Source organism: Bradyrhizobium sp. AUGA SZCCT0222 (assembly GCF_018130205.1).
GTDB lineage: Bacteria > Pseudomonadota > Alphaproteobacteria > Rhizobiales > Xanthobacteraceae > Bradyrhizobium.
This window is the reverse complement of record NZ_JAFCLX010000031.1, coordinates 78,208-88,124: the sequence shown is the minus strand read 5'-3', so window position 1 is coordinate 88,124 and position 9,917 is coordinate 78,208. Positions and strand designations below refer to the sequence as shown.

Below are 9,917 nucleotides of genomic sequence, written 5' to 3'. Positions count from 1 at the left end.
CCATAAACCCCGCAACGCCCGCCTCGATCGCCCCATCTTAATCGAGGCACCGAGACTTACGACCCATACGCCGCGGCGGGTGTGATAAGAAAGGGAAGATAACGACCGGCTCGTAATACAATTGCCGCCGGTGGCTATGGGTCCCGGCTCAAGGCCGGGACGACAAAAAATAGTTTCCGCTCCCTCAACCCGACTTCCCCAAATGCTCGAGCGCGTCCTCGGCGCGCAGCGGCACCCGCGAGGCCTCGTTGTTGAGATCGACGAGCTGTGTCATCAGCGTCAGCAACACCTTGCGGTCGGCGGCCTTCAGCGGCTGCAGCATCCGCGCCTGCGCCCGCTCGACCGAAGGCATGATCTCGCGCAGCGTGGCCGCGCCCGCCCTGGTCAGATAAAGCAGTTTTACCCTCTTGTCTTCTCGCGCGGGCTTGCGCTCGACCAGGGCCTTGGATTCCAGCCGCTCGATCACGTTGCCGAGCGTCGAGCGGTCGAACGCGATCACCGCCGAGAGCCGCGTCGCGTCGATGCCGGGATGGGTGTGGATCGAAACCAGCGCGGCATATTGCACCGGCGTCAGGTCGAAGGCTTTGCATTCCTCGACAAAGATCGCGACCGCGATCTGCTGCATGCGCCGGAACAGATAACCGGGCGCCGCATAGACGGCGTCCATGGTGATGGGCGTGGGCTTACTCGGCATCGGGCTGCTTGTCCGGTGCGGCGTCGGCGAACGCCTTGATTTCCTTTGCCGCGGCTTCGGCCTGGAGCAGGCGCGGATAGGCCGCGACATCGACGCCGAAGCGCCGCGCATTGGCAAGCTGCGGCACCAGGCAGAGATCGGCGAGCGTCGGCGCAGATCCAAAGCAGAACGGCCCGGGCTCGCCCGCTATCAGCGTTTCGCAGGCCGAAAGCCCCTCGCGGTTGGCCCAGGCCGCCCACTCCGTCACTTTTTCCTCAGGCAAGCCAAGCTGGCGCAGCCGGGCCAGCACTTTGAGGTTTTGAACCGGGTGGGTGTCGCAGGCCAGCGCCTGTGCAAAGGCACGCACCTTGGCGCGGCGGAGCGGATCCTTTGGCAGCAGCGGTGGCGTGGGATGGGTCTCGTCGAGCCATTCGATGATGGCGAGCGACTGGGTCAGCACGGTGCCGGCGTCATCTTCCAGGGTCGGGACCAGTCCTTGCGGATTGATCGCGAGATAGCTGGGCGCGCGTTGTTCGCCGTTGCGAAGGTGATGCGGCAGGTGCTCAGTGCTCAGGCCCTTGAGATTGAGCGCGATCCTGACCCGGTAGGACGCGCTGCTGCGGAAGTAGCCATGCAGCTTCATCGGAACCTCCCGTCATTTTGTCATGTGGGCCCGAAGGCCGCATTGACGCTATCCATATTGTAAGTATGCTGTCAATCAAGCGAGATGACAAGAACCGGACGAACAAGACTAACGGGAGGCTATCCATGGAAGCCGTGCAGAAGACCCCGGAACGCGAGGCGTTCTACAAGAAGATCGATGGCGAGAATCTCTCCGCACTCTGGAACGTGATGGGCGATTTGATCACGCCGGAGCCGCGCAGCGCCTGCCGGCCGCATCTGTGGAAGTTCGACCAGATCCGCGACTACATGACCGAGGCCGGCAAGCTGATCACCGCCAAGGAAGCTGAGCGGCGGGTGCTGGTCTTGGAAAATCCGGGCCTGCGCGGCCAGTCGAAGATCACGACCTCGCTGTTTGCCGGCGTGCAGATGGTGGTCCCCGGCGACGTCGCACCGGCGCACCGGCACAGCCAGTCGGCGCTTCGTTTCGTGCTCGAAGGCAAGGGCGCGGCAACCGCGGTCGACGGCGAGAAGACGCTGATGGAGCCCGGCGATTTCGTCATCACGCCGTCGATGACCTGGCATGATCATTCCAACGAAACCTCCGAGCCGATGTTCTGGCTCGACGGACTCGACATTCCGATGGTGCAGTTCTTCGATGCGTCCTTTGCCGAAGGCTCGAACGAGGACCAGCAGAAGATCACCCGCCCCTCCGGTGACAGCTTTGCCCGCTACGGGCGCAACCTCCTCCCCGTCGACGAGAAGCGAAAGTCGAAGACCTCACCGATCTTCAACTATCCCTACAGCTACACCCGCGAGGCGCTGGAGCAGGCCAAGATCCGCAACGAATGGGACGCCTGCCACGGGCTGAAGCTGAAATTCTCCAACCCCGAAACCGGCGAATTCGCGATGCCGACCATCGGCACCTTCATCCAGATGCTGCCGAAGGGTTTTAAAACGGCGCGCTATCGCTCCACCGACGCGACCGTGTTCGCGGCGATCGAGGGCAAGGGCCGAACGCGGGTCGGCGAGCAGACGTTTGAGTGGGGCGCACGCGACCTGTTCGTGGTGCCGAGCTGGCAATGGGTTACCCACGAGGCCGATGTCGATTCGGTTCTGTTCAGCTTCTCCGACCGTCCGGTGCAGCAGAAGCTGGATCTTTTCCGCGAAGACCGCGGGAATGCGTGAGGGGACCACCGCTGTCGTCCCGGCCTTGAGCCGGGACCCATAGCCACCGGCCTTCATTTGGCGGAAGGCGTTGGCTACCTCGACTCATCGAGAGATCACGCGGTATGGGTCCCGGCTCAAGGCCGGGACGACTCCTACCGCCAGTGCAGCAGCCTTGCCTCCAGCAGATTGATCCCCTTCCCCACCACCAGCCCGAACACCGACAAGATCACAACGCCGGCCAGCAGCTGATCGGTTTGCATCAGATTGCCGGCCTGCAGCACGAAGGCGCCGATGCCGTATTGGGCGCCGATCATCTCGGCGCTCACCACCAGCAGCAGCGCGACCGACGCCGTGATACGAAAGCCGGCGAGGATCGAGGGCAGCGCGCCCGGCCAGATCACGCGGCGCACGATCAGGTGGAACGGCACATTAAAACTCTGCGCCATCCGGATCAGATTGCGCGGCACCGCATCGACGCCGCTATAGACCGAAATCGCGGTGGAGAAGAACACGCCGAGCGCGATGGTCGCGATCTTCGGCTCCTCGCCAATCCCGAGCCACAGGATCAGCAGCGGCAGCAACGCGATCTTCGGAATCGGAAACAGCGCCGAGATGAAGGTGATGCCGACGCCGCGCGCCAGCGTCGACAGCCCGATCCCGAAGCCGACGATGACGCCGGCGATGGTGCCGAGGATCCAGCCCGATCCGATCCGCATCACCGACCACGACAGATGCTGCCAGAGCGCCCCCGAGAGCGCGAGCTTGTAGATCGCCGCAACGATCGCCGAGGGCGGTGGCAGGAACAGCGCATTGACCCAGCCGGAGCTGCCCGCGAGTTGCCAGAGCGCGATCACCAGCACCAGCGCAATCCAACCGGAATAGCGGCCGGCGCCCGGCGTAAAGCCCGCGCCGCGAAACGCCACCGGCCGCGTCATGGTCTCGTCCTGCGTCCCCTGCGGCGCGCGGTCAAGCATGCTGGACCTCGCGCTCGGCGCCGATCGCCTCCTCACGGATCAGTGACCACAGATCATTTTGTATCGAGAGCAGTTTTCCGCGGGCATTGATGCCGCCGCGCTCGTCGCGCGTCATCGGGATGGTCACGACCTCGCGGACGCGGCCGGGACGGCGCGACAGCACCACGATGCGGTCGGCGAGCCGCACCGCTTCTTCCAGATTATGCGTAACATAGACCGTGCCCATCGAACCGTCGGCGAGCAAACGGATAAAATCCTCCATCAGCAATTCGCGGGTCTGCGAATCCAGCGCCGACAGTGGCTCATCCATCAGCAGAATCGCCGGCCGCACCGCGAGCGCCCGCGCAATGCCGACACGCTGGCGCATGCCGCCGGACAATTGCTTCGGGTAGGCGCCGCGAAAATCGGTGAGCCCCGTGCGGCGCAGCGCGTCGTCGACCACGGCGCGGCGCTCGCTTATCCCGAGCGCCGTATGCACCAGCGGAAATTCCACATTCGCTTCCACGGTACACCACGGCAGCAGCGCAAAATCCTGGAACACGAAGGTCAGCGGGTTGAGGCTGCCCGCCGGCGGCGCGCCGCGCAGTTCGGCCCGGCCCTCGCTCGGCCGCAACAGGCCGCCCAATATCGACAGCAGCGTACTCTTGCCGCAACCGGAGGGCCCGACGATCGCCACCACCTCGCCCGCGCGCACGGTGAACGAGACCTGATCGAGCACGTCCAGCGTACCGAAGCGGTGGCTGATATGGTCGGCGATCAGGTCCATTTGGCAGGTTTCCGATCCGTCATTCCATCCACCGTCATTGCGAGGAGCCAAGCGACGAAGCAATCCATCTATCCGTTATGCCGCGCAATGGATTGCTTCGCTGCGCTCGCAATGACGCATTCAGGCACCGTGCCCGTCAATCCGCCTTCACATATTCCTTGGCGATGATCGCATCCACGCCAAATCCCTTGTCGACGAAACCTTGTTCCTGCAGCCAGCTGATCTGGTTGGCGACGTTCTTGACGTCGAGTTTGCCGTTGGGATCGATATAGGCGCAATTGCCGACCACCTGCTCGACCGGCAGATTGGTGTACTTGGCGATGATCTCCAGCAGCGGTTTTGTCTTGTCGTTGATCGCGGCCTTGCCGTCCTTCACGGAGGCCAGGATCACGTCATGATATTCGCGGTCGGCGCGGACCAGGGCGCCCAGCAATTTCGTCACCAGCGCAGTATTGGTCAGTGTCTTCGGGGAAGCGAACACAGCACCGAGCTGCCACGGCGTTTCATCGCCGACCCAGCCGAGCAATTTGGCGCCATCGGAATCCATCAGCGTGCGCGCGGTGGACACCGGCAGCAATGCCGCATCGACAGTCTCGCCCTTCAACGCGGCGGCGGCATTCGACAGCGACTGCAGCGGCAGCACCTTGATGTCCGCGAGCTTGAAGCCGTATTTGTCGGCGAGCAGGCCCAACGAATAATGGAAGCTGGAACCGACCTGGGTTACCGCGATGCGCTTTCCCGCAAGATCCTTCGGTGTCTTCAGCCCGGCGGCATAGGCGTTGTTGCTGGCGAAGTAGCCGATCAGGGGATAGCCGGCCTTCTCGCGGCTCATGCCGCCGATCACTTTCAGCGTGCCCTTGCCGGCGAGATTATAGAGCCCTGCGGTGACCGCGGTGACGCCGAAATCGACGTCGCCCGACGTGGTCGCCACCGCGATCGGCTGTGCCGCGTCGAAGAATTTCAGTTCGATGTCGAGGCCGGCCTCGCGAAAATAGCCCTTGTCCTGCGCGATGAACACCGGCGCCGACGAAGACAGCCTGAGCACGCCGATCTTGGCCTTCAGCGCATCATCGGCCCGCGCGATGCCGCTTGCCGCGATCGCCAGCAGGGCAGCCACAGCAAGCCGTGCAAATCCCGTCATTCCGTTTCCTCCGTAACTTCTCTTACAGCCCTTCGGGCACGTTCTGGCCGCGGCCAATAAAAGCGCCCTGTTGTTGCAATGCTTGTTGCAACTTTTCAACGGCAATGTCGTGTGGAATCGTGTTGCCTGATAGCGCGAGATCGGCCGCGATCCCAACCGCCTCGCCCATCGCAAAGCAGGCGCCGGAAACCCGTGCCGCCGACTGGCCGTCATGGGTCATCGAGGCGCAGCGCCCGGCCATCAGCAGGTTGTCGATACCCTCCGGCACCAGCATCCGATACGGCAGCTCGTTGAAGCCGCGCGATTCCGGGATCGGCGGGAACTTGAAGACCACATCGCCCGCGACATGGGACTCCATCGGCCAGCCATTGACACCGATGGAATCCTCGAACGAGGCGCAGTCGAGCACGTCCTCGCCTGACAGCATGTAGCCGCCGACGACGCGGCGGGTCTCGCGGATGCCGAGCTGCGGCGGCAGATCGACGATGTAGGATTTTTCGAAACCGGGCACGGTGCGCAGGAACTCGAATGCCTGCACCGCCTGGCGGCGGCCCTCGATTTCGCCGCGGGTCATATCGTCAGGCTCGAGGCCATTCACCGCCGTGCCATCCTCGCGCGCGAGCTGGGTAAAATTCACCCGCCATTCGACGGCGTGGCGCTGCGGTCGCACGATCGCGGCCTTGCGCGGAAACTTGTGCGTACCTGCGGCCTCGGCCTTTTCCATCAGCGCCGGGATCGTGCGCCAGGCGTCGCCGGCTCTTTCGGGGTCGATGCCGTTGAGACGGAACATCATCGATGGGTACAACATGCTGCCGGCGTTATCGCCGACCTCGAACGGCGCGCCGGCCCAGGCCGCGAGATCGCCGTCGCCGGAGCAATCGATGTAGATTCCCGCGCGCACCGCCTGCCGGCCTGCCTTGGTCTCGACCATCAGCGCGTCGATGCGCCTGTCGTCATGCATCACCACGCCGGCGCCGAGCGCGTGAAAGAGAATGTCGACCTTGTGCGCGGCGAGCAGATCGTCGGCCGCGATCTTGTAGGCCGCGGTGTCATAGGCCTGTGCGAAGATCTTGCCCAGGATCAAATGCGGCGCGTTGAGCCCGCCGAGCCGGTCGATTCGATCCAGCAATTCGGTCGCAATCCCCTGCACCACCCGGTGCATCTCGCCATGAACATTGGCGTGCAGTCCGCAGAAATTCGTGACCCCCGCCGCCGTGCCCATGCCGCCGAGGAAGCCATAGCGTTCGATCAGCAGCGTTCGCCGCCCCGCGCGGGCGGCCGCGACCGCAGCCGCAATGCCGGCGGGACCGCCACCAAGCACAGCGACATCATATTCGCCATAGAGCGGAATTTGGCGTGCAGGTTCTTCGATGGTTTTGGAAGGCAATTCAGGGTTCCCGGATGAGGCCAAGGCATCATGCCTTGGCGAGGGCATTTTGGCTATGTGTCGAACGGTTGAAATCAAGACGGAAGATATTGCTCCGACGGTACAAAATTGAGAAGGTGGCGACGAAAGGATTGACCGTTTTGAGATTACTCGCGCCGCTTGTGCTTGGCCTCCTGTTCGTCATCTCCACCGTGCAGGCGGAAGTGGAACAGAATTGCCGCTTCGTTCCGGTCAAGACCGAGCGCGAAGCCTGCTATCAACGCCAGGAGGCCGCGCTAGCCGAAAAACGCAAGCAAGCCGTTGCTCGCGACGCCGCGATGACGTCATCATCGCCGGAACAAATGAGTGCAGACGATGCAGCGCTTAGAGCCACACTGCGCAGCATCTGCCGCGGCTGCTGACTATTTGCTACCCCAATTCGCCGCGCGCTTTTCGGCGAACGAGGCCAGCCCCTCGGACGCCTCCGATGTCCGCCGCCGGTCCGAATGCATTTTGACCAGCCGCGCATAGGCGTCGTCATCAACACTCATACCGCCGAATGAACTCTCCAGCGCCAGCGCCTTGGTTTCGGCCAGCGCCTCGGGGCCGTTGGCCAGCAATTGCTCCACGACCTTTGCGCCAGCGGTTTCCAGCTCCGCCAGCGGCACCACCTCGTGCACCAGGCCAATGCGGCGCGCATCTTCGGCGCCGAAGCGCTCGCCGGTCAGCGCGTAGCGGCGCACCTGACGGACACCGATGGAATCGCAAAGCTGCGGAATGATGATCGCTGCCGTCAGGCCCCAGCGGACTTCCGTGATCGAGAACAGCGCGTTGTCGGCGGCAATCACCACGTCGCAAGCCGAAATCACGCCCGTGCCGCCGCCGAAGCAGCCGCCCTGGACCAGCGCCACCGTCGGGATCGGCAGCGTATTGAGCCGCTGCACCGCCTCGAATGTGGCCCGCGACACCACCTCGTTCTCTTCAGGCGATTTCGGCCGCACGCCATTGATCCATTTCAGGTCAGCGCCGGCCTGGAAATGCTTGCCGTTTCCCTTCAGCACCACGACGCGCAGGTGAGACTTCTTGCCGAGTTCATCCATCGCCGCCAGCACGCCGTTGATGAGCCCGGCATCGTAGGCGTTGTTCACTTCCGGGCGATTCAGCGTGACCGTCGCGACGCCGCGTTGATCGAGATCCCACAAAACCGGATTGGCAGACATTGACGGTCCTTTTTTTTGGTTGCAGTTGTTTCGTCAGGCAATATGCCGCCACACCGGCAATTGATCTATCCCTTTCCGTGATGCCTGCGATGCAAACGGCATCGGCGGTTGCGCTGCGGTGCAAGCTTGTGGAAACTGGCGCCTGACGGTTCCCCTCAGCAGGACATCCATTCGATGCGGATATGCGTTTTCGGTGCGGGCGCCGTCGGCAGCCATTTCGCGGTGCGGCTGGCGCTGGCCGGACACGACGTTTCCTGTGTGATGCGCGGCCCGCACCTCGAAGCCGTGAAGGCCAACGGCCTGACGCTGCGTGCCGGGGAAGCCGAGTTCAAAGCCAAAGTGAGCGCCTCCGACAACCCCGCTGATCTCGGCCCGCAGGATGTCGTGATCAGCACGCTGAAGGCGACGGGCGTAAGCGCGCTCGCCGCCGGTCTGCAACCGCTGTTGCGCGACGATACCGCCGTGGTCTTGGCCCAGAACGGAATTCCCTGGTGGTACGATATCGGGCTTCCCGCAAAACATCCGCCGACGCCCGATCTTGGCTTCCTCGATCCGGGCGGGCGGCTGCGCGCCGCAATCCCGAAGGCGCGGATTATCGGCGGCGTGATCTATTCATCCAATGAGATCATCGCGCCTGGTGTGGTCGCGAATCTCTCGCCTGATCGGAACCGGCTCCTGATCGGCGAATGCGACGACCGCCACAGCGAGCGGATCGCGCGGCTGCGCACAGCGCTCAATGAAGCTTCTATCGAATCGCCGGATGTCGCCGAGATCAGGGAAGCGATCTGGTCCAAGCTCCTGACCAACATGTCGATGTCGGTGCTGTGTCTGCTCACCGGCCAGACCGCCCGCGGCGTCAGGGACGAGCCGGCGCTCGCCGAGGTGATCCCGCGTTTGCTGGATGAAGCCAACAGCATTGCCCAGAGCTGTTACCCCGAGGTCAAGCGCGTCACGCGCTCCGGCCCCGCGCCCGCCCACAAGCCGTCGATCCTGCAGGACTTTGAGCTCGGCCGCGCCATGGAGATCGACGTGCTGGTCCGCGCACCCGCCGCATTCGCGCGGGCGGCCGGGCTTTCGACGCCGATGCTCGATTTGATGGCGGGGCTCGCAATTCGCCAGGCGCGCGACAAGGGGCTTTACCGGACTTGAACACTACGCGCGGCACACGCCGAACAAAGAGGGAAGCTGCAGCATGAACGTCAAAGGCAAGGTCTGTGTCGTTACCGGCGCCGCAAGCGGCATTGGCGAGGCGATCGCGCGTGCTTATGCCGAGGCCGGCGCACGCGGCGTCGTGGTCGCCGACCTGAAAACCTCGCGCGACCGGCTGGCGAATGTCGCCGGCGACATCGACGGATTGGCTGTCACCGCCGACGTCGGGCTTGAAGAAGACGTCAAGGCGCTGATCGCGGCCGCCGAGGACAAATATGGCCCGGTCGACGTGTTCTTTTCCAACGCCGGCCTGTCGCGCAAGGGACAGGAAGGCGCGTCCGACGCGGACTGGGACGTCAGCTGGCGGGTCCATGTCATGAGCCACGTGTTCGCGGCACGCGTGCTGGTGCCGGGCATGCTGGCGCGGGGATCAGGCTATCTGCTCAACACCGCATCCGCCGCGGGGCTGTTGGCGTCGCTGAACTCGATGCCCTACGGCGTCACCAAGAATGCCGCCGTGGCGCTCGCCGAACATCTCGCCATTCAATATGGTGACCGCGGCATCTGCGTGTCGGTGCTTTGCCCGCAGTCGGTACAAACAGGCATGACGACACCCGGCCCGAGCGCCGCGCGGGTCGATGGCGTGCTGCAGGCGCCCGAAGTCGCCCGCATGGTGATCGAGGCGATGGAAGCCGAACGGTTTTTGATTCTGTCGCACCCTCAGGTCGCCGAATACATGCTGCGCAAGGCTTCCAGCCGCGAACGCTGGCTGGCCGGCATGCGGCGGCTGCGCGACAAGATCTACGGCCCGCCGCAATCAGCTTGAAGCCTTCTCAA

11 protein-coding genes are annotated in these 9,917 nt (G+C 63.9%); 4 read left to right on the top strand and 7 right to left on the bottom strand.

All coding sequences use genetic code 11. The features are described 5' to 3' along the window. Positions 1-184: 184 nt before the first annotated feature. Both JQ629_RS24725 and maiA read right to left on the bottom strand, forming a co-directional pair. Entirely contained in the window at positions 185-694 is a 510-nt protein-coding gene (locus tag JQ629_RS24725; RefSeq protein ID WP_212414858.1) for a MarR family winged helix-turn-helix transcriptional regulator, read from the bottom strand. Beyond that, positions 684-1,316, bottom strand: coding sequence for a maleylacetoacetate isomerase (maiA, locus tag JQ629_RS24720; RefSeq protein WP_212414857.1), 633 nt, complete (start codon positions 1,314-1,316; stop codon positions 684-686). The genes JQ629_RS24725 and maiA overlap by 11 nt, the downstream gene beginning before the upstream one ends. Positions 1,317-1,441: 125 nt before the next feature. On the opposite strand from maiA, the gene gtdA reads away from it, so the two are divergent. Continuing rightward, positions 1,442-2,482, top strand: coding sequence for a gentisate 1,2-dioxygenase (gene gtdA / locus JQ629_RS24715; protein WP_212414856.1), 1,041 nt, complete (start codon positions 1,442-1,444; stop codon positions 2,480-2,482). Between the two features lie 134 nt (positions 2,483-2,616). Here gtdA and JQ629_RS24710 read toward each other — a convergent pair whose 3' ends face one another. The 4 genes from JQ629_RS24710 to JQ629_RS24695 all read right to left on the bottom strand — a co-directional run bounded on the left by JQ629_RS24710 (position 2,617) and on the right by JQ629_RS24695 (position 6,732). After that, positions 2,617-3,438 (bottom strand): ABC transporter permease, encoded by an 822-nt coding sequence (locus JQ629_RS24710; RefSeq protein WP_212414855.1) that lies wholly within the window; start codon positions 3,436-3,438, stop codon positions 2,617-2,619. Continuing rightward, on the bottom strand, positions 3,431-4,204 hold the full coding sequence (locus tag JQ629_RS24705) for an ABC transporter ATP-binding protein (RefSeq protein WP_212414854.1): 774 nt from the start codon (positions 4,202-4,204) through the stop codon (positions 3,431-3,433). Before JQ629_RS24705 ends, JQ629_RS24710 begins: the two co-directional genes overlap by 8 nt. Before the next feature lie 136 nt (positions 4,205-4,340). Further along, positions 4,341-5,345, bottom strand: a complete 1,005-nt coding sequence (locus JQ629_RS24700) for an ABC transporter substrate-binding protein (protein WP_212414853.1) — start codon at positions 5,343-5,345, stop codon at positions 4,341-4,343. A 22-nt stretch (positions 5,346-5,367) separates the two neighbouring features. Continuing rightward, a complete protein-coding gene (locus JQ629_RS24695) occupies positions 5,368-6,732 on the bottom strand; it encodes an FAD-dependent oxidoreductase (protein ID WP_212414852.1) in 1,365 nt (454 codons plus the stop codon). Between the two features lie 35 nt (positions 6,733-6,767). On the opposite strand from JQ629_RS24695, the gene JQ629_RS24690 reads away from it, so the two are divergent. Continuing rightward, the gene (locus JQ629_RS24690; protein ID WP_249135251.1) at positions 6,768-7,133 is read left to right on the top strand and encodes a hypothetical protein; all 366 of its coding nucleotides are present in this window, start codon (positions 6,768-6,770) and stop codon (positions 7,131-7,133) included. On the opposite strand, the gene JQ629_RS24685 is transcribed toward JQ629_RS24690, so the two are convergent. Continuing rightward, the gene (locus tag JQ629_RS24685) at positions 7,134-7,931 is read right to left on the bottom strand and encodes an enoyl-CoA hydratase-related protein (protein ID WP_212414851.1); all 798 of its coding nucleotides are present in this window, start codon (positions 7,929-7,931) and stop codon (positions 7,134-7,136) included. A 174-nt stretch (positions 7,932-8,105) separates the two neighbouring features. On the opposite strand from JQ629_RS24685, the gene JQ629_RS24680 reads away from it, so the two are divergent. Together JQ629_RS24680 and JQ629_RS24675 are read left to right on the top strand one after the other, a co-directional pair. Beyond that, the gene (locus tag JQ629_RS24680; protein WP_212414850.1) at positions 8,106-9,080 is read left to right on the top strand and encodes a ketopantoate reductase family protein; all 975 of its coding nucleotides are present in this window, start codon (positions 8,106-8,108) and stop codon (positions 9,078-9,080) included. Positions 9,081-9,123: 43 nt separating this feature from the next. Then, a complete protein-coding gene (locus JQ629_RS24675; RefSeq protein ID WP_212414849.1) occupies positions 9,124-9,906 on the top strand; it encodes an SDR family oxidoreductase in 783 nt (260 codons plus the stop codon). The last annotated feature ends 11 nt before the right edge of the window (positions 9,907-9,917 follow it).

Bases quoted from the DNA above. Each gene is read 5' to 3' on its own strand.
- JQ629_RS24685 (WP_212414851.1), bottom strand. From the start codon at position 7,931: ATGTCTGCCAATCCGGTTTTGTGGGATCTCGATCAACGCGGCGTCGCG.
- gtdA (WP_212414856.1), top strand. From the start codon at position 1,442: ATGGAAGCCGTGCAGAAGACCCCGGAACGCGAGGCGTTCTACAAGAAG.
- JQ629_RS24675 (WP_212414849.1), top strand. From the start codon at position 9,124: ATGAACGTCAAAGGCAAGGTCTGTGTCGTTACCGGCGCCGCAAGCGGC.
- maiA (WP_212414857.1), bottom strand. From the start codon at position 1,316: ATGAAGCTGCATGGCTACTTCCGCAGCAGCGCGTCCTACCGGGTCAGG.
- JQ629_RS24705 (WP_212414854.1), bottom strand. From the start codon at position 4,204: ATGGACCTGATCGCCGACCATATCAGCCACCGCTTCGGTACGCTGGAC.
- JQ629_RS24680 (WP_212414850.1), top strand. From the start codon at position 8,106: ATGCGGATATGCGTTTTCGGTGCGGGCGCCGTCGGCAGCCATTTCGCG.
- JQ629_RS24725 (WP_212414858.1), bottom strand. From the start codon at position 694: ATGCCGAGTAAGCCCACGCCCATCACCATGGACGCCGTCTATGCGGCG.
- JQ629_RS24710 (WP_212414855.1), bottom strand. From the start codon at position 3,438: ATGCTTGACCGCGCGCCGCAGGGGACGCAGGACGAGACCATGACGCGG.
- JQ629_RS24700 (WP_212414853.1), bottom strand. From the start codon at position 5,345: ATGACGGGATTTGCACGGCTTGCTGTGGCTGCCCTGCTGGCGATCGCG.